Below are 17,965 nucleotides of genomic sequence, written 5' to 3'. Positions count from 1 at the left end.
CTCCAATCACTTTTGAATACTTTTCCAGTCTTTTAAGAATCTTTCAAGTCCAATGTTTGTTAATGGATGGCTGATGAGTTGTTTCAGGACATTAAAGGGAATTGTCGCGATATCCGCACCTATGAGTGCTGCATCAAGCACATGAACAGGGTTTCTGATACTTGCAACGATAATTTCCGTATCAAAACCGTAGTTGTTGAATATCGTGCCAATCTCTTCGATGATGCCCATACCTCTTTGCGATATATCATCAAGCCTTCCAATGAAGGGGCTTACATATGTAGCGCCGGCCTTTGCTGCAATGAGCGCCTGAAGAGGCTGGAATACCAGTGTTACATTTGTTTTAATGCCTTCCTGCGATAGCGTTCTCACTGCCTTTATGCCTGCTTCGGTCATAGGTATTTTTATAACTGCATTTGATCCCAATATGGACAGATTCCTTGCCTCCTCACACATACCCTTTGAATCCGTTGCTATTACTTCGAGGCTCACAGGTCCGTCAACAAGAGATAGAATTTCCTTTATGACAGCTTCCGGAGCCTTTTTTTCTTTTGAAAGCAGTGTTGGATTGGTTGTAACTCCGTCAACAAGACCCATTTCAATACCTTTTTTAATCTCTGCAATATTTGCAGTGTCAATAAAGAACTTCATCCCCTTACCTCCATTGTTTTCGAGTCTTTTTAGATGTTGCTGTGGAATTATATACAATTTTATCAAAAAATATGAAAGCTTATTTAATCAAAGATAATACCAAAATATTTTTGAAAACAGTTTTTATTATTTTTTTGCTGTTATTTATCGAGCTTTTAGTAACAAAAAAGGCAAGGTAATGTTGTCCATGTTTTGATAATTTATAGTTCCGTATTGTCGAGGGTGCTTCACACACTCGACAATACGGAACTCAATGGCAATGTATCATGAGAATATAGCGGGGGGCTTACCTGTCACCCCGTTCTTTTTCTCCTTACAGGTGATCATGGACTAAAGAGGTACCTATTCTACCTTCTTCCATTCCTTGTCCGGATCGAATATTTTCATCGCTTGTGCGATCTCTTCCGTACTTTTCCCCAGGTTCCTCTCGTAAACCACACTATCCTGATTAACCACAAAAGTCATGATCCCGGAGCTTCCATACCTGGCAGGATAGGCCACAAGCGCAAAGCCTCCGACCATCTTGCCATTGACTATATAATCATAAGCCCCTCCAGCAGCATTCTTTCCCTGGGCCGTAAGAATCTTGTAATAGTAACCATGGTAGGGTATAGGTTTGCTATAAGGCTCCTTTGTAGCATAACCTTCCTCTCTGGCTGCTGCAACGAAAGGCCCCAGAGGGCTCAACTCCTCACCTTCCTTTGTTTCCCAGTAAAGGCCGTCTTTCTTTCCAGGATCACTTACAAACTTCCCGGCGTATTCCAAAATCTTGTCGCCATCGCGATCCTTGAGTGCATATTCCCGCTGAGCATCCACATAGGCCATACATACCCGGAGAACATTAAGCTCATCCTTCCCAATCCTTCTGTTAATGATCTCTTCCTTGCCTTCTTTGGTATGAAAAAACCATGATCTGCCTCTCTTCACAATAGGTATGGGAAAAGGCCAGTCTTTGTTTCCAACATGGAATATTGCCTTTTTGTCTCCCATTTTCTCCAGTCTCTTATTTTCCTCATAGGACCTTAAAAAATGTTCACGATCTTCCCTATCGACAACATCGTCGCCGGAAGAAAAAAGGTCTTTGCTCCCATGTCCAAAGATGGCCGTAAGCATTTTTTGGTCATTATTTTTTAATGCGCTGACCATTGCTTCCACAGCACTTTCAGGAGACGAGAAGAACTTCTGCCTGGTAGCTGCAGCATTGGCAGGGGAGTGAATAAGCAAGATGGTCATCATGAGAACGAAGATAGCCGCCGGAGTGAGCCGATATACAGAAATATGTTTCTTATATGAAATCATCTGAATCATATGTTATTCCTCCTTAAGTGGATATTTGTAAGTGGTTCTGGCCGAATGATTATCAAGGATGACTCCCATCGGGACGACCTGCGTTTGCACCGCCTGGCTGGTTTCCCTTTTCACTTCCTGGACGACCTACATTTACATTGCTCGGCTGGGTTCCTTGCGTACCCCCGGGACGACTCACGTTTGCACTTTGGGTTGCCAGGCCAACTTTCGGGGTGATCACAGTTTGGCGGCTTGCAAGGCCGCGGTCACTTTGCGTCTTTACCTCACGGCCACTATTGCCGACACCGTTAAGGACAGTGGGTACTTTCTGTTGTTGAGGTGTTTGGGCTCTCTGCTGCTGAGGCACCTGAACTTGCTGTTGAGATGCTTGAACCCTCTGCTGTTGGGGTACCTGGGCTCTCTGCTGCTGAGGTACCCGCGCTTGTTGTTGATGTGCCTGCACTCTCTGTTGTTGAGGCACCTGACGTGCGGTAGCATTTATATCTCTCTGTGCCGGTGGTCGGTTAGTTCCTGAAACATCTCTATGCCCCTGCACGTCACCCCTATTCCGGGTCTGCGACATTCCAGTAGTGTCCGGAGTATGGCCTCTGAAGTCACGTCTCTCATCAGGATTACCCTTAGGCACTTGTCCGAACTGCTGGGCTACATTTTGATCCCTATATATGGCACCTTTTCGGTGAACCGGGTCATGCTGCCATGCGCCATGGCCACCACTATAGCGACTGGCATACACATTACGGTTTATATAGCGGTTGTTGACATATGTGTTCTGATATACATTGATGGTTGCGCGATGGTGTCCCCAGTCAAAGCCGCCCCAAGCATAGCCCCAGGCTGCTCCGATGACTACGGCCAGCCCAAAGGAGATAATGCTGCCCGTTATTACTGTTCCTACCGGATAGCAACGGTAAGGAGGGTAGGCGGGATGCCACCAAGGACCATATACGATCATGGGGTCATAAGCGGGCACGTAAACAACCTGAGGATTGACGGGCTCAATCACAATAATCTGGCCCTGGGTTATCACTCTTTGCTGGTTTGTGTTTAGCAACGTATTCTGGGCCTGTGCTACTGCTCTCAGTTTCTGAACCGTGGCCATTACCTGATCTTCCTGGCTTAAGAATGCATCTCCCAGTCTTTGTGTCCAATCAAGTCTTTGGTCCATCATCCCCAGAACTGAGGGAAAATTCACTAACGACTTGATGCTCGGATCCCAGTTCTGCTGGTCCAGAGCAGCAGCAAACCGGCCTGCACTCAAGCTCCGATTTGCCGTGGCCCAACGATTTGCCTCAACAACCTCTATTGGATAGGTGGCGGCCATCAGCACCTGAACGAGCAATGAGTCCGGGTAGAGTGCTATTGGCGCCAGAATCTGGTCCAACTGTTCCTGCCTAAACACTGGCGGTACACCGCTACTCTGGGCAAAAACGCCAGGAGGTGCTGCTGTAAGCAGAACAAGTACCCATATTAATATCCTAACACATGTTTTTGCGGTCATCTTTTTCCTCTCTTTCACGTACCACCCACTGGTTCGTCATAAGGTTGTATAATTTATCATGGGGATAATGCCAATTATTCAGCAATTCTTATGTTGTCTCCTTATTTTAGTTCTTTATGTAACACACTTGTTTTACCTTGGCATTGTTCTCAATTAATGTCAAATATTCAAAGGGTACATTAATTTCCTTACCTATGATGTCCATAACCACCATGGTAACCAAATCCTCTTTCTCTATAATAACTATCATATCGAGTACCGTGATAGCCATTATACCAGGGTCTATAGTAACCGTATTCATAGTATCCATACACAGGTGGAGCATAGTAAGGAGATGAGTAATACGGACCGTAGGCATCATAGGGAGCAACCGGAGCAACCGGAACAATAGCACATCCTGCCAAAAAGGTTAATACAAGTAGGATTATTTTTGTTTTCATTGGGTACCTCCTTCCCTGTCAAGGGCCCAACGTTATGCCATTTGTAACATTCTTTCCGGATAATTCCATCTATTACTCAGGAACTTGCCAGGCTGTTTACTTATTTAGCAACATTCATACCAGAAAGACTTGTTTCTAATAAATAGATATCATTAGGGAAACCATCTATCAAACCATAATTTACCAACATTTTTGTCATTTTTTGGAAAAATATCGACAACAATGTCGAAAGATAGCATTGCTCGATAAACTCTGCCGCTCACATCCTGGGTTATGAAACAAATCTCCTTACAACACCTAAGATATGTAATTTGGTGGATAATGTTTGGTTCGGATTTTCAAGCCCTTGGCTGCCATACACTCAGCAATGTGCGAATCAGACAGCAATGACGAATGATAAAATGGTCAACAGCGATGAGGATCGTAATCATTGTTCTGCTTCGCTCTTTTTCAAAGGAATTTCGACCATTATCCGTGTTCCCAGGTCCTTTGACCCGGAGATCTCCAGGTGCCCACCGATAAAGGATGCCCTCTCCTGCATCCCCAGGATGCCGAACGATTTTTTATCGGATATCTCCATATTTGAGATCCCACGTCCGTTGTCCTTCACTGTCAATTGTATGCTGCTGATGTTTTTACATAAAGAGACCTCAAGTTTCGTTGCTTTAGCATGGCGTATAACGTTGGTAAGGGCTTCCTGGAATATCCTGTAGAGTGAACTGCCGCTTTCCTTATCGATGTCTATAGTCTGGTCCATCGTAAAGCTGGCGTCTATGCCTGTTTGATCCTGAAATTCTTTAACGCCGTTGGCGATTGCCTCGGCTATGCCAAAATCATCGAGAATTATGGGCCTTAGACCCGCCGACACCTTTTGCACGGTCTTAATGGCTTGCTTGACCAGCGTACGTGTAGAGGAAACCTTGCCGAGCAACTCTTTTTCCTGAGCAGGTATTTTTTTGTTCATCCAGGAAAGATCCATATTAATAACAGTGAGGATCTGTCCCAGAACGTCATGGAGTTCCCGGGCGATTCCTGTTCGTTCTTTCTCTCTTGCTTCCTGTATGTGAGCCGACAACATGCGCAGCTGTTCGTAAGAGTCCTTCAACTTTTCTTCGGCCCGTTTGTGGTCGGTAATGTCACGTATGGATTCTATAGCACCGACGATATTTCCATAAGCGTCACGCAATCTTGAAGACGTGCCCCACAAAGATGCACCTTTCCCTCTATATGTCTGTGGAACATAAGCCTCTGCATACAGAGTGTCGCCTTGTCTATAAATACCTTCATAATGATTTCTTTCGAAATCCTCATCCTGCAGTAAGGCAAGGTCTATGAGAAGCGGTCTGCGATGACCATAAAATGGAATGGCGTATTCATGATTTCCCATGCCGATCATCTCATCCTTAAGAACCCCGGTCATCTGTTCTATAGCCCTGTTCCAGGCGATGACCTTTCCGTCTGCGTCAATGACAAAGGTAGCATCAGGAAGGAATTCAATGATGTCTGACAATTTATGCTCCGATTGTTTCAACGCCTCCTCTACAAGCTTTCGTTCGGTGATGTCACGAGCAACAAACAAGAAACATTTATTATTCTCTATCTCTATAAGCTTTCCGAAAAAAATAATTTGCCGGAGCTCATCCCTTCCTCTCTTCAATTCTATTTCAGCATTACCAACAAACCCTTTATTGTGTAATTGATCAAGAATTGCATCCCTGCTCTTATTGTTAACCCAAAAACCGAGTTCTGTGGTGGTGTGGCTTATCAATGCATCTCGCGAGAGATGAGACCATGCTACAAAAGCCTGATTGACGTCAATTATACGCCCATTATCAAAATCGGTAATTGCCATGGGGTCCGGGGCGAGATCAAAAAAAGCATGATAAAGGTAATCACTCTTCCAAAAGGTTCCATCGTCCTTATTGCATCTTGTCTTAGACTCTTCCAGCTCTTTGGTTTTTTGTTTTAGTAAGGAATCCTCTTTGATCAGTTCTGGTTTTGTTCTGAGTAAATCTTTCATCCGGCCTTCCTATGATTATTTATAGTGCCAGAAAAATAAAAGTTTGCCAAGCAATATTTCTGTATATTCGTCCTTTATTGGTTTTATTGTCCAATAATTTTAGTTAATTTGTAAACAACAATAATGGTTAGAACTACTGAATACCGTTTGCGATATCATACATCGAAAGGAAGCAACAAAAACTTGACATCTTCCTTCCTTTTGCTATTTCTATTCAGGCAACCCTGCCATACCGTTTTTTGCATCGGTAAGCTTAAAGAAGTTGAGGAAGGTTTAACTAATATTGATTGTAATGCACTATTTGCCAAAGAATACTCCCTATTCCATTATCATGCCTGTTTTAAATGAGGCCCCTCTTATAAACGATATCATCGATCATCTCCATGGCCTTGAAGGGGTTGAAGAAACAGAAATCATTGTGGTCGATGGTGATCCGGAAGGGCTGACATTGGGGGCAATCTCACATGACCATACTGATGTCAGGAAACTAAAGTCATCCAAGGGCCGTGGAATACAGATGAACGAAGGCGCAAAAAATGCAAAGGGGGATATCCTCCTTTTTCTCCATGCTGATACTGAATTGCCTTTAGACGCATTAAGGCTCATTGCAACTGTTATGCAAAACAAGCGTTATGTGGCAGGCGCCTTCGACCTGGGCATCAAGTCCGGAAAGTTTATTTTCCGAATCATCGAATCTGTGGCATCACTGCGTTCCCGTTTAACAAAAATTCCCTTTGGAGACCAAGCGATCTTTATGCAAAAAGATTATTTCGATAAAATCGGCGGATATAAAGACATACCCATCATGGAAGATGTTGAAATCATGAAGAGAATCAAGAAAAGAGGAGATAAAATATCCATAATCAACCAAAGGGTTTATACATCGTCCCGCAGATGGGAGCAGGAAGGTATTGTCCATTGCACTTTCCGTAACTGGCTTCTTCAAATATTTTACATGCTTGGCATTTCACCTCACAGGCTTTCAAAATTTTACCGGCACAATGGTTGAAAACCTTGCGGATCAAGAATATAATGAGTTGATGAGCACATTCAGACAACACGTTTTATCTCGCCAAACTTTGCTCGCTTTCTTCATTGCAGCATTCTTCATTTTTCTTGCTGTACCTCTATCGTATTCACAGGGCGCAAGGATTCTCTTCCGGGAAGACTTTAATAACCTTGAGAACTGGCGTCCCATTTATTTTCCGAAGATATCAAGACACACCGCGTACACTGTTGAAACGAACGGAGGCAAAAGCTTCCTCAAGGCTGAGAGCAATGCATCCGCATCGGCACTTGTATATAAAGAGGACTTTAACATATACGACTACCCGCAGGCGAGGTGGAGGTGGAAGGTAAATAACGTCTATCAGAACGCTGTCCCGGAAACGAAATCCGGAGATGACTACCCCATCCGTGTGTATATTATTTTTAAGTATGATCCCGAGACAGCCCATGCCCTGGACAAGGTCAAATACGGAATCGCAAAGAAGCTGTATGGTGAATATCCACCTCACAGCACATTGATTTATGTCTGGGCCAATAGTGACGAGCAGAAACAGATCATGACAAGTCCTTACACGGACAAGGCCAGATTAATTGCTCTTGAAAAGGGAAAGGGGAGGGTGGGGATATGGCAGCAGGAAGAGGTCAACATCCTTCAGGATTACAGGGCAGCTTTCGGAGCAGATCCTCCTGCATCTGCAAGTATCGCGATTATGAACGATTCCGACAATACCGGGCAAGCATCAGTTTCTTACTTGGGCTTCATCGAGGTTTTCAAAGATGTGGGATGATAACTATTATGTCGTCATGTTCGTCAAGTCGCCCGAGCGGGGGATGGTTAAGTCCAGACTTGCTGCAACCCTTCAGGAGGTCGTTGTTCCTGACCTTTATAAATTTTTTGTGAGTGATACAATGGGGATGCTCGCGCAAGGCGGATACCCTCTCATCATATTCTTTTATCCTCCGGAGTCAAAGCAAAAAATCATTCAATGGCTGGGAAATGAACACACGCTGTTTCCCCAGACAGGGAACGATCTTGGGGAAAGGATGAAAAATGCCTTTAAGACGATTTTCTCTCAAGGTCACAGCCCGGCCCTTCTTATCGGTAGCGACAGTCCTGACCTCCCAGCACTTATCATTGATGAGGCGCTGACATCGTTGAAGGATCATGATGCGGTCGTGGGCCCTTCATACGATGGAGGATACTACCTGATCGGGTTCAGGACAGAGACATTTCTGCCCCGGGCCTTCGATGAAATCCCCTGGAGCACCCCGGGAGTATTTGTGCAGACCCTGGATGTCCTGGTAAAAGCAAACCTTCGGGTCCATATCCTCCCTAAATGGAGGGATATCGATACTTTTGCCGATCTCAAAGCGCTTTTTTTGAATAGCCAAAATACGCTTTTTGCCAAATCGGCAACTATGAAGTATATGCAGTGCAACGAATTATACAAGCGCTTGACATTGTAGAACTTATTCAGTTAAAATTATTTTTTCAAAAAGGTGGAAAGACTATGCACAGAATAGCAGATATTTTTATCCCATTAGACTGAGAGACATATTGGGAGCCCGTGCGGCTTTCATTTGTGATTGTCACCGCAATTTCTCCGCCTTAACCCTTGAGTTGCCTCCATGGAATCCGGCGCGGAAACCAGCGGCCGGATTTTTTATTACCCCTTGGGCTAATACCCTGACAGGGTGATTTATCGCATAGGAGGTTTAATGTCAAATTACACAAAAATATGGCAGGATTTAGGTCTAAATCTTCAAACCCATGATGTACTCCTATCTATCCTGAGTGGTATCTGTCAGGTTACATGGCAGGTGTAAAGATGACAGATAGGAAGAGAGAAATATCCCCGGACAGTCAGGCCGAATCAAGCCAGTCAATGCGTTTTAAACTGGATACGGTTTCAGGTGCCTGCATCAGGTGTGATCTCTGCCAGAAAGAGTGTGCGTTCCTGAAAAAATACGGGAAGCCGAAAGATATCGCGGATCATTACGACCCAGCGCGAAAAGAGGACCAGGGTATGCCCTTCGAATGCAGCCTCTGCGGGCTCTGCACCGCCGTATGCCCCACAGGTGTTGACCCTGCCGAACTCTTTCTTCAAATGCGAAAGGAGGCTGTTAAGCGTGGCAAAGGAGACTTGCCGGAACACAACGTGTTGAAGGGCTACGAACGGCGAGGCACATCCCGTACCTACTCCTACTATGGACTCCCGGAGGGCTGCGATACAGTCTTTTTTCCTGGCTGTACACTATCGGGTACCAGGTCTGAAAAGGTAATCCTTTCGTACCAGAAGCTAAAAGAGAAGATATCTTCCCTCGGCATTGTACTCGACTGCTGCTTAAAACCTTCCCACGATCTGGGCAGAGAAGAGCACTTCACATCTATGTTCGGGGAGATGAGGGATTACCTTGTGGAACATGGGGTCAAGAATGTTATTGTAGCCTGTCCCAATTGTCATAAGATATTTGCACGTTACGGAAAAGGTCTTTCAACGAAAACGATCTACGAAGTGCTTGCTGAGAGCAGTATTGATGTAAACGACGGTGAGAAGGGCAAGGTGACTGTCCATGATCCATGCGCGGTCAGGTTTGAGGTTGCCATCCACGAATCGGTGAGAAAACTCATCGAGAAACAAGGATATATAGTAGAAGAAATGTCTCATGCCGGCTGCCGGACACTTTGCTGTGGCGAGGGCGGAGCTGTAAGCGCCCTTGATCATAATCTGGCAGGAAAGTGGGGGAGACTCCGTCAGGAGGAAACCGGTGGCAAAAAAATCGTGACTTACTGTGCAGGATGTGCAAATAAGCTTTCCAGCCTTGGCCCGACTGCACATATCCTCGATACCCTTTGGGAAAGCGATGCAGGCAAGGCAAAAGTTACGAAGCCTCCCCTTACTTATTGGAAACGGATTAGGATGAAAAAATGGTTTAAGAAACATGTCCCTGCAACAATCACTCGTGAACGGACATTCACCGGGGCAGAAGAGCAGAAGAAAGGCGGAATGGCCAAGCTCCTTGTCTTCCTGTTTTTTCTGGCGGCTGTCATTGTAGTGGTTAAGACTTCGGGCGTTTCACGATACTTGGAACAGCAAGCACTCAGGACCTGGATCGGGAGCTATGGCTCGCTGGCGCCGATTGTCTACATGCTCGTTTATACCATTGCCCCTGCCTTCTTTCTTCCTGGTCTTCCCATTACTATTGTCGGCGGCATTCTCTTTGGGCCCTTGTGGGGAGTAGTTTATACAATAACAGGTTCCACTGCAGGCGCCTGTGTGGCATTTCTTGTTTCCCGGTACCTTGCAAGTGAATGGGTCGAGGGGAAGCTTAAAAGTCCTCGCTGGAGAAGGCTTGACCAAGGGGTTGAGAAGCATGGATGGAAGGTGGTTGCTTTTACTCGCCTTATCCCCCTTTTCCCGTTCAATCTTCTCAACTACGCTTTCGGCCTTACAAAAATAGGGTTCCGGCAATATGCGGTTACCACCTTTTTCTGCATGCTTCCCGCGTGCATTGCCTTCATAGTTTTTTCGAGTTCTCTTCTCGATCTGATCCGAGGGAGAATTTCTCTGACCTTCGTTATCGGTCTTGTCCTTGTTGTACTCGTTTCATTATTCCCACTTTTTTATCGGTGGTACAAGGCTAAACGGGGGGAGGACGATCATCCGGTATGAGCTGTTTTTAATGTGCGCCTATGAAGACCGGAATTATCCATTATGGAGGAAAATCAGATATGAAGAAGGAGCTGCTTTTATTGACCCTGATATTTGTTTTGTGTGCATTATTAGTGTCGTCTTCAGTTTTTTCACAGGCAACAATATTGACAATTTATAACCCGCTCAACATTAATACAAAAGAAAAGAGCGTCTCCATCCTTGCAGAAGTCAACAATCAACATCCCGAGCGAACACATCACGGTGTAGTATTCAAGGGGGGCAAGCTGGACCATAAAGCTATTTTTGCCGGGCTAGCTGACCCGAAGGCGTTCCATGAAAGCCTTGTGAACATCGGCTTGAAGCCGGGCAATAATATGACTATGAGTAACAAGGAAAAAACCTTCGTGGAGGGAGATCTTCTTGACGTGTTTGTGACATGGGAGGGTGCAAAAAGGATCTATCGCCTGGATGAGATGATCAAAGATAGTAATGGAAAACCTCTTGCTATTCGCTTTGGCGGTAACCTTGTAAATGCGCTCAAAAAGAAGACCGGGTGTCTTGTGTGTCTCGACAGTTGTCCTGTTGGTATTACAAGCAACTCTGCCTATACTTATGGAGCAATTGACCTACGGAATGAAGTGATCTTTACAGCGAATAAGGAACTCTTGCCGCCTGATGGCACACTCGTTGTTATTATATTCAATGCAAAAAAGTGAAGAGAGGTCATTGTTATATGACTGACCAGATGCAAGGGCAAAAAACATAAAAATCAGAGAGGAGTGCTTATGGAAGAATATTATGAAAAGAAGGATCTTGAGGATTTCGAGAATATAGGGGAATATGCACCGGTGTTGGGACAGAAGTATTTTGACTATTACGATGATGCGATGAAAGCCGGCAAGCTGAGTGAAAGGGAAAAATCACTCATTGCGCTTGCTGTAGCTGCGACACAGAAGTGCCCCTATTGTATTGACGCATACACCAACCAATGCCTGTCGCTGGGCATATCTCGTGAAGAGATGATGGAGGCCGTTCATGTGGGGGCTGCCATGGTAGCGGGGATTGTTCTTGCCCATTCGACCCAGATGAGGAAGATCATTAAAAAGAAGGAGATGTAGTAATGGTGGATGTCTCAAGGACCGTGCCGTCATTTGAGCAAAAGGTTCAGGAACCGGTCAATGCGGTAAGCGTTGAAATTCTTCAGATAAATGTAGGCTATCGGTGCAATCTGCAATGCAGGCACTGTCACGTTGAAGCAGGGCCTCAAAGACCTGAGATTATGACCGGGGAGGTCATGGAACAGTGTCTCAAGGTATTTAAGAACCATCCCATACCTGCCATCGATATAACCGGAGGCAGCCCTGAATTGCATCCTCGTTTCAGATGGTTTCTGCAGGAATGTGTTGCCCTGAATCGGCGTGTCCTTGTGAGAAGCAACGGTACGATTCTTCTCGATAAGGAGCATGAAGGATTATTTAATTTCTATGCTGACAATCATATTGAAATTGTTCTTTCTTTACCACATGTCGACCCACGTATAACTGATCGGCAGAGAGGGGGAGGCGTATTCGCCAGATTGATTGAGGTCATACGTAGACTCAACACGAGGGGCTACGGGCAGGATAGAAGTGATCTTGTCCTTGACCTTGTCCATAATCCTGCAGGCCCCTATCTTCCCGGTTCCCAGGCCAGCCTGGAATTACTTTATAGGGAAACTTTCAGAGAAAAATACGGGGTAAATTTCAATCATTTATTCTGCATTACAAACATGCCCATAGGCCGATATCTGGACTATCTTCTCAAGACAGGCAACTATGCGGGTTATATGAAGACCTTGATCAAAGCCTTCAACCCGGCAAGCCTTAATGGATTGATGTGTAAGACAACCGTCTCAGTCGGTTGGGATGGAATGCTTTATGACTGTGATTTTAACCAGATGCTGGGCCTAACGATAGATCATGGTGCGCCGCATCACATCTCCGCTTTTGAGATGGGACAACTTGCTGCCCGTCAAATCATAGTCGGGGATCACTGTTACGGCTGCACAGCCGGTTCGGGCAGTTCCTGTCAGGGACAGACAATATGACGTTTGCCTCTTCCGCCATGATCTCCGGCAAACCGGGGTTTCCCGTTTGCCGGCCCCTTGCAGGGGCCTGACCGTAAACGGGAAAATCATTGTAAATTATTTCACTTTTTCTACAGGATAATCGGCTTCAGACCAAGCTTTAATTCCACCGGGCTGACGATAAATGTTCTTGTATCCCAGCTTAACTGCCCACATTGCGCCGTTGTGACTGCGGGTGCATTTGGTAAAACCGCAGTAGAAAACTATCAGCCGGTCTTTGTTCGGCCCGAGCATTTTCTCGAAGTCAGCTTTGGTCTTGTCGTCCATCTGAGTCATCTCAGGGATAGGCAGAACAAAATTGACAGCTCCGGGAATATGCTCTTTCTTGTAGCTGGCTTCAAAAGGCATGGTATCAACGATGAGCATTTCTTTTTTCTGGTCGATCCAACCCTTCAGTTCTTCAGTCGATACGACCTTGTAGCCTCCCCGTGCAACTTCCTTCTCGAATGTAACGGCAATCTTTTCCGTCTCAAGCTCTTTTCCACCCCAGGCAGCAAGAGCATCCCCTGACAATATAAAACAAAATGCCAGCATTGCAATTGATAAAACAACCATTCTTTTTTTAAACAACATTTCAACTCCTCCTTTTATTTGGTTATATTTTGTGTAGATTCATTTAGAAAACGACGCCCACGGGACAGTCGAGACAAGTAAAGAAAGGCGGCGCCACCCAGGAGCGCGAGATCACGATATAATGCCCGCACCAGACTTCTTTGATTTGCAAGTTCTTCAGGTCCGAAGCAGCCACAGTCAACATCCATTTCATTATAGACTCCGTATCCAAGGACAAAAACAAAGAGTAAAATCAGGCCGGAAACGCCGTGAAGGCCCGAACGGAGGTCAAAAATAAGGGCGATGCCGGCAAGCACTTCGATAATAGGAAGTCCGATGGCAACAACAGGTAAAAGAGGTTCAGGCAAAAGATCATACTGAGAAATGACCCGGGCGAATGCTTTAGGGCTCATCAGTTTTAATGTTCCTGCATAAATAAAAAGAACAGCCAAGGCGATTCGCACAAGCAGATAAAGCCTGCCTGATAACAGAATTTTTAAAATAAAACCCCTGATTTGAGACATTGTCCGTTTTTTCATTGGTTTTTTATTATCTCCATATATTGTTACAGGATATAAGTAAACCTATAATGACCTTCAAACCAAGGCTTGGATACAACCACATTTGTGTGTAATTTAACAAGAAAACCTCTCAAAATAAAAAAATCCGGCCGCTGATTTCAGCGCCGGACTCCTGAGAGGCAATATGTAAGGATTAAGACGGAGAAACTGCGAACACAGTCACAAGGGGAAGCCGCACGGGCTCCCTGTGCTTTTCTCAGTCTAATGGAGCAAACATCTGTATTTTTTCGCGCATTCTCTTTTAACCTTCTTTTTGAGTTACAACTATATATACTACAAAGAGAACGGCACAATGTCAAGAATCATGAATTGATTTTAGGCAGGACAATGAACATTATTAGGTTTTGGAGGTCTTTGGCAATCCGGTTTGACGTGCAACGGATTTGATTACTTTTAATCTTGCCGGTATTGGGTCATCAGGGTCAGTCAAAACTGTACCGATCAACTTTCTCATAATCCCCATGACCGGGGGGGTATTACCTCGATGACCGATCAATCTTCGGCAACAGAAATAGCCTTTCCGAATGTAAATTGACAAAAATAAGGAGGGAGACATTCGGTTATATCTTCCAGAACTTGCATCTAACCCCGACCTTAAATATCATGGAAAATGTAATGGTGTCCCTTAAATTTTAACATAAGCCGGGCACAGAGAAAAAAACGGAAAAGCTGCCGGCACTTCTGTGCATAGACCACCGGAAGGACCATCATGTTATCCATTAAAAGTAGGTAACGGATAATGGTGGGTTATTATATTTTTAGAAGCATTTTATTTGTGAACATTGTATACTTTTAATTCTCTGAAAGCGTTTCAAGGAGCCTGAAAAATGGATTATACAAATAAAACCATAGGACAGTTGCTGGATTATATAGCAGACTTGGAAAAGCGTGTTGACGAACTTGAGAAATATGAGACTGAGCATAAGTTTTTGAAAGAAGCTCTGCAAAAAATAGAAGAGAAATACAGTAATCTATTTGAGAAATGCCAAATAAGTATATACCGGATATCACCGGAAGGATGTTCTCTAAATTCAAATCCTGCCAAAGCTTCTTTAGAAGCTTATTTATTGCACGAAGAAATGGTTGATTCCATTAGTGATATTGGTACACAACTATATGCCAGGCCTGAGGATAGTAATGAGGCGATGCGCAAGCTCCTGGAAGAAGGTTTTCTTAGTAACTTTGAAGTTCAGTTTCGTGGCAAGGACGGTGTATTGAGATGGGGGATCTTAAACGCCATCGCAGTTCGTGATAAAAACGGGAATGTTATATATTACGAGGGTACAAGGCAGGATATAACAGAACGTAAGCTTGTAAATGAGGCAATTAAAGCAATGGAACAGGAATTAGCCATTAAATCAAAGAATCTTGAAGAATTGAATATTGCTCTTAGAGTATTGCTAAAGCAGATGGAGACAGATAGAAAAGCTCTTGAGGAAAAATTTGTTTCCAATGTAAAAACCCTTGTGCTGCCTTATACTGAAAAGATACAAAAGCATCGACTTGATGCTGAGCAAAAGGCTTACCTGGACATTATGGAGACCAACCTTAAAAATGTTATCTCCCCATTCCTGAGCATGGTAAGTCAGTTTAATTTCACCCCTAAAGAGATAGAGGTAGTGTCACTTATAAGAGATAAGAAATCAACCAAGGAGATAGCCGAGATTATGGGTGTGTCGCCATGTGCTATTGATGCCCACAGAAACAAGATAAGAAAAAAAATTGGCTTAAATAACAAGAAGACCAATCTACAATCTTACTTACAGGGGCTGAAATAATAATTAGCATTATGATATCAAATAGTTACAAAAACAATATCCGATTTATGTTGTAAGATGTCCACAGTCCATTTTAATCCATAATTTGAGAATCCTACAAGAATCTTCAAACAATGTAAGTTTAAAAGAATAACATTGTATGACATATCCTACACAACATATCGTACTTATCCTACATACATATTAAAAATTAAAAGTTAATTTAGAACAATGTTAATTACAATAGATGGAGAAAATATTCAGAAAAATATTTAAAATTTGAGATTTTGGTTTAAAATTAATAAGATTTTTATTTATTTATTTGTACATTAATGAGATAATTAATGAAAGTTAAAAAATACTATATAATAATGGGTGATAAATGAAAAAAGACTATCTCATTTGTTTCAGGACTAGTGAAGAATTACGCATTGCTATTGAGCATTATGCTGCAAGCCAGAGAAGGTCTCTATCGTCATCAATTGAAACAATTCTTTATGATTACTTAAAGTCTCAAAATATGATACTGGAGGGGAAAAAGGAAAGACGTCGTAATCCCAGGAAGCAAGTAAGTATTCCTGCGTACATCTCCATACCGGATACAAACAAGCAAAACCTTCAGCCTGGTATTATCGTTGATATTTCTGCAGGAGGAATCAGAGTTTCTATCCCCAAAGGGAATGATTTTGAAATAATTGAAGATGATTCTTCACTGACTTTTGATTTGCATTTTGTATTGCCCAATGAAAAAACACCTGTAAATTTCAAATGTAATGCGTGTACAATAAATGGTGATGAGGTAGAGACTAAAATTAGTGCATGTTTTATAGATTCAGATTTTCGCAGTTATCAGAAACTGAATAATTATCTGAATTAAAAGACCATCGGGGTCTTCTATATTAAGTTAAAAGAGTTTGTAATTATTATTGCATTTAAATAAAAAAGATATTTTAACAACACATTTTACCTATTCTGACCGCACCCCTTCTTTAGCACAACTCCAGTTTAGAGGTTTTGTATTCGATAACCGCTCCCCAAAAACTGGTCAGCCCTTAATGTTAGTCTTCCGGCCTTCAAGCCACTCTCCGGAGGCTGCATTCTGCAAATTCATCGGGTGTCATATTCTCAAGGGAACTGTGAGGTCTGAACCCATTATAATCCTTCCGCCAGTTTTCAATCTTCTCCCTTGCATCTTCGATAGATAAAAACCAGTTTACATTGAGGCATTCATTCCTGAAGCTCCCGTTAAAGGATTCTATAAACGCATTATCTACAGGCTTTCCCGGCATTGAGAAACTCAATTTTACCCCGTTATCATATGCCCACTTGTCTATTGATCTTGACACAAACTCGCTGCCGTTGTCTACACAGATGACATCGGAGTTCCACGGATGAGCTTCAGATGTTCCATTTGTTACTTTCGTGGTTGATAAGAATGAGGAAGTAATTTATTCAGATATAATGTTGCGTGGGGTAAATAGGTTTGTAAACGATACGAAAAGGATTATCAGGGGCAGCCGGGAAGGTATTATTACGGTTATGCTTAAGAACTTTATAGGTAATTTCCTGAAGCACAAGGAGCATTCAGAACAATTAAAAGTGAGATACTAATTGCCTGATACCGACCAGGAAAAAAATCAGATGAAGATTTTAGATTAGGATGGTACATCTTATGCCGTCTTCTATAATGATAATGGAGATGTTGTCGGCAAGATCCAGATCAAGAAAACAATAGAACAGTGGTTTGAGGAGACAAGAAGCAAAATTATAAATGGATAACTGGCTTGTATATCTCCTGAAATGCAACGAAAACACACTATACTGTGGTGTAACTAATAATCTTGAAAAGAGGCTTGAGGCTTACAAGTCTGGAAAGGGAAGCAAACACGTAAGGGCACATTTACCTTTCAGCCTTATTGCAACATCATCTATGATGAGTAAATCTGAGGCAATGAGATTGGAATATATCGTTAAGCAAGCGCCGAAGGAAAATAAAATTGAAATTGTCACTCATAACTGTACCTAACTTCCTATACTAAATAAAATTGATTTCTGCAAAGACTACAAGGTTGCAAATGGTAATAATTAAAACATAGATAAGAACTTAACAACCGCATTTTTTAGTTAATCCTTGCTCTTAAGGATTTTCTCTACCCTTCTCATCAGATCAACCGCTAACTCTTACCATTTAGGGTAAGGGCAGCTATATTAGCCGAAAGCACCCTGTTACACCTGCGGAACAGGCTTCTTATCTGTTTGTTTCACCGATACAATCTCCGGGGCTGTTTCAACCTGCTTTTCTATGAATGAGACTAAAACCCTCAGTTCATCAAGAAATGTCTGAATATCTGATTTCGCATACATCCCGG

17 protein-coding genes and 1 pseudogene are annotated in these 17,965 nt (G+C 43.3%); 10 read left to right on the top strand and 8 right to left on the bottom strand.

Features of this window, described 5'->3' with window-relative positions:
* Nucleotides 1–6: 6 nt before the first annotated feature.
* The 5 genes from fsa to NT010_08590 all read right to left on the bottom strand — a co-directional run bounded on the left by fsa (nt 7) and on the right by NT010_08590 (nt 5,917).
* Complete coding sequence (gene fsa / locus NT010_08610) at nt 7–651, bottom strand: fructose-6-phosphate aldolase (GenBank protein ID MCX5806111.1); 645 nt, start codon at nt 649–651, stop codon at nt 7–9.
* A 342-nt stretch (nt 652–993) separates the two neighbouring features.
* Nucleotides 994–1,959 carry a DUF2950 domain-containing protein gene (locus NT010_08605; protein ID MCX5806110.1) on the bottom strand — a complete coding sequence of 322 codons (966 nt, stop codon included), beginning with the start codon at nt 1,957–1,959 and terminating at the stop codon, nt 994–996.
* Between the two features lie 52 nt (nt 1,960–2,011).
* Nucleotides 2,012–3,457 (bottom strand): DUF3300 domain-containing protein, encoded by a 1,446-nt coding sequence (locus tag NT010_08600; GenBank protein MCX5806109.1) that lies wholly within the window; start codon nt 3,455–3,457, stop codon nt 2,012–2,014.
* Nucleotides 3,458–3,563: 106 nt separating this feature from the next.
* Nucleotides 3,564–3,818: a hypothetical protein gene (locus NT010_08595; protein MCX5806108.1), complete on the bottom strand. Its 255-nt coding sequence runs from the start codon at nt 3,816–3,818 to the stop codon at nt 3,564–3,566.
* 506 nt (nt 3,819–4,324) lie between these two features.
* Nucleotides 4,325–5,917, bottom strand: coding sequence for a PAS domain S-box protein (locus tag NT010_08590; GenBank protein ID MCX5806107.1), 1,593 nt, complete (start codon nt 5,915–5,917; stop codon nt 4,325–4,327).
* Between the two features lie 301 nt (nt 5,918–6,218).
* Here NT010_08590 and NT010_08585 point away from each other — a divergent pair, with 301 nt between their 5' ends.
* From NT010_08585 to arsS, 7 genes are all read left to right on the top strand, one after another.
* Nucleotides 6,219–6,926 (top strand): TIGR04283 family arsenosugar biosynthesis glycosyltransferase, encoded by a 708-nt coding sequence (locus NT010_08585; GenBank protein MCX5806106.1) that lies wholly within the window; start codon nt 6,219–6,221, stop codon nt 6,924–6,926.
* On the top strand, nt 6,919–7,713 hold the full coding sequence (locus NT010_08580; GenBank protein ID MCX5806105.1) for a DUF3047 domain-containing protein: 795 nt from the start codon (nt 6,919–6,921) through the stop codon (nt 7,711–7,713). The genes NT010_08585 and NT010_08580 overlap by 8 nt, the downstream gene beginning before the upstream one ends.
* Nucleotides 7,703–8,392, top strand: coding sequence for a TIGR04282 family arsenosugar biosynthesis glycosyltransferase (locus NT010_08575; GenBank protein MCX5806104.1), 690 nt, complete (start codon nt 7,703–7,705; stop codon nt 8,390–8,392). The genes NT010_08580 and NT010_08575 overlap by 11 nt, the downstream gene beginning before the upstream one ends.
* A gap of 362 nt (nt 8,393–8,754) precedes the next feature.
* Nucleotides 8,755–10,599 carry a VTT domain-containing protein gene (locus NT010_08570; protein ID MCX5806103.1) on the top strand — a complete coding sequence of 615 codons (1,845 nt, stop codon included), beginning with the start codon at nt 8,755–8,757 and terminating at the stop codon, nt 10,597–10,599.
* A 59-nt stretch (nt 10,600–10,658) separates the two neighbouring features.
* Nucleotides 10,659–11,297, top strand: a complete 639-nt coding sequence (locus NT010_08565; GenBank protein MCX5806102.1) for a YdjY domain-containing protein — start codon at nt 10,659–10,661, stop codon at nt 11,295–11,297.
* A gap of 69 nt (nt 11,298–11,366) precedes the next feature.
* Nucleotides 11,367–11,699 carry an arsenosugar biosynthesis-associated peroxidase-like protein gene (locus NT010_08560; GenBank protein MCX5806101.1) on the top strand — a complete coding sequence of 111 codons (333 nt, stop codon included), beginning with the start codon at nt 11,367–11,369 and terminating at the stop codon, nt 11,697–11,699.
* Nucleotides 11,700–11,701: 2 nt separating this feature from the next.
* The gene (arsS, locus tag NT010_08555) at nt 11,702–12,667 is read left to right on the top strand and encodes an arsenosugar biosynthesis radical SAM protein ArsS (protein MCX5806100.1); all 966 of its coding nucleotides are present in this window, start codon (nt 11,702–11,704) and stop codon (nt 12,665–12,667) included.
* A 96-nt stretch (nt 12,668–12,763) separates the two neighbouring features.
* Here arsS and NT010_08550 read toward each other — a convergent pair whose 3' ends face one another.
* Both NT010_08550 and NT010_08545 read right to left on the bottom strand, forming a co-directional pair.
* Complete coding sequence (locus NT010_08550) at nt 12,764–13,279, bottom strand: rhodanese-like domain-containing protein (GenBank protein MCX5806099.1); 516 nt, start codon at nt 13,277–13,279, stop codon at nt 12,764–12,766.
* Between the two features lie 14 nt (nt 13,280–13,293).
* Nucleotides 13,294–13,797: a DoxX family membrane protein gene (locus NT010_08545; GenBank protein ID MCX5806098.1), complete on the bottom strand. Its 504-nt coding sequence runs from the start codon at nt 13,795–13,797 to the stop codon at nt 13,294–13,296.
* An 869-nt stretch (nt 13,798–14,666) separates the two neighbouring features.
* Here NT010_08545 and NT010_08540 point away from each other — a divergent pair.
* Together NT010_08540 and NT010_08535 are read left to right on the top strand one after the other, a co-directional pair.
* Nucleotides 14,667–15,617 (top strand): LuxR C-terminal-related transcriptional regulator, encoded by a 951-nt coding sequence (locus NT010_08540; protein MCX5806097.1) that lies wholly within the window; start codon nt 14,667–14,669, stop codon nt 15,615–15,617.
* A 361-nt stretch (nt 15,618–15,978) separates the two neighbouring features.
* Nucleotides 15,979–16,473 carry a PilZ domain-containing protein gene (locus NT010_08535; protein ID MCX5806096.1) on the top strand — a complete coding sequence of 165 codons (495 nt, stop codon included), beginning with the start codon at nt 15,979–15,981 and terminating at the stop codon, nt 16,471–16,473.
* A 196-nt stretch (nt 16,474–16,669) separates the two neighbouring features.
* On the opposite strand, the pseudogene NT010_08530 reads toward NT010_08535, so the two are convergent.
* Nucleotides 16,670–16,969: pseudogene (locus tag NT010_08530) on the bottom strand (integrase core domain-containing protein).
* Between the two features lie 398 nt (nt 16,970–17,367).
* Between NT010_08530 and NT010_08525 the strand changes: the two are divergent.
* Nucleotides 17,368–17,622: a GIY-YIG nuclease family protein gene (locus tag NT010_08525; GenBank protein MCX5806095.1), complete on the top strand. Its 255-nt coding sequence runs from the start codon at nt 17,368–17,370 to the stop codon at nt 17,620–17,622.
* Nucleotides 17,623–17,965 lie beyond the last annotated feature (343 nt).

It is taken from the genome of Pseudomonadota bacterium (genome assembly GCA_026388275.1).
Taxonomy (GTDB): domain Bacteria; phylum Desulfobacterota; class Syntrophorhabdia; order Syntrophorhabdales; family Syntrophorhabdaceae; genus JAPLKB01.
The sequence above is the reverse complement of the archived record's forward strand: the minus strand, read 5'-3'. Positions and strand labels throughout refer to the sequence as shown.

Bases quoted from the DNA above. Each gene is read 5' to 3' on its own strand.
- NT010_08595 (MCX5806108.1), bottom strand. From the start codon at position 3,818: ATGATGCCTACGGTCCGTATTACTCATCTCCTTACTATGCTCCACCTG.
- NT010_08560 (MCX5806101.1), top strand. From the start codon at position 11,367: ATGGAAGAATATTATGAAAAGAAGGATCTTGAGGATTTCGAGAATATA.
- NT010_08535 (MCX5806096.1), top strand. From the start codon at position 15,979: ATGAAAAAAGACTATCTCATTTGTTTCAGGACTAGTGAAGAATTACGC.
- NT010_08550 (MCX5806099.1), bottom strand. From the start codon at position 13,279: ATGTTGTTTAAAAAAAGAATGGTTGTTTTATCAATTGCAATGCTGGCA.
- NT010_08605 (MCX5806110.1), bottom strand. From the start codon at position 1,959: ATGATTCAGATGATTTCATATAAGAAACATATTTCTGTATATCGGCTC.
- NT010_08575 (MCX5806104.1), top strand. From the start codon at position 7,703: ATGTGGGATGATAACTATTATGTCGTCATGTTCGTCAAGTCGCCCGAG.
- arsS (MCX5806100.1), top strand. From the start codon at position 11,702: ATGGTGGATGTCTCAAGGACCGTGCCGTCATTTGAGCAAAAGGTTCAG.
- NT010_08590 (MCX5806107.1), bottom strand. From the start codon at position 5,917: ATGAAAGATTTACTCAGAACAAAACCAGAACTGATCAAAGAGGATTCC.
- NT010_08565 (MCX5806102.1), top strand. From the start codon at position 10,659: ATGAAGAAGGAGCTGCTTTTATTGACCCTGATATTTGTTTTGTGTGCA.
- NT010_08540 (MCX5806097.1), top strand. From the start codon at position 14,667: ATGGATTATACAAATAAAACCATAGGACAGTTGCTGGATTATATAGCA.
- fsa (MCX5806111.1), bottom strand. From the start codon at position 651: ATGAAGTTCTTTATTGACACTGCAAATATTGCAGAGATTAAAAAAGGT.
- NT010_08525 (MCX5806095.1), top strand. From the start codon at position 17,368: ATGGATAACTGGCTTGTATATCTCCTGAAATGCAACGAAAACACACTA.
- NT010_08570 (MCX5806103.1), top strand. From the start codon at position 8,755: ATGACAGATAGGAAGAGAGAAATATCCCCGGACAGTCAGGCCGAATCA.
- NT010_08545 (MCX5806098.1), bottom strand. From the start codon at position 13,797: ATGAAAAAACGGACAATGTCTCAAATCAGGGGTTTTATTTTAAAAATT.
- NT010_08580 (MCX5806105.1), top strand. From the start codon at position 6,919: ATGGTTGAAAACCTTGCGGATCAAGAATATAATGAGTTGATGAGCACA.
- NT010_08600 (MCX5806109.1), bottom strand. From the start codon at position 3,457: ATGACCGCAAAAACATGTGTTAGGATATTAATATGGGTACTTGTTCTG.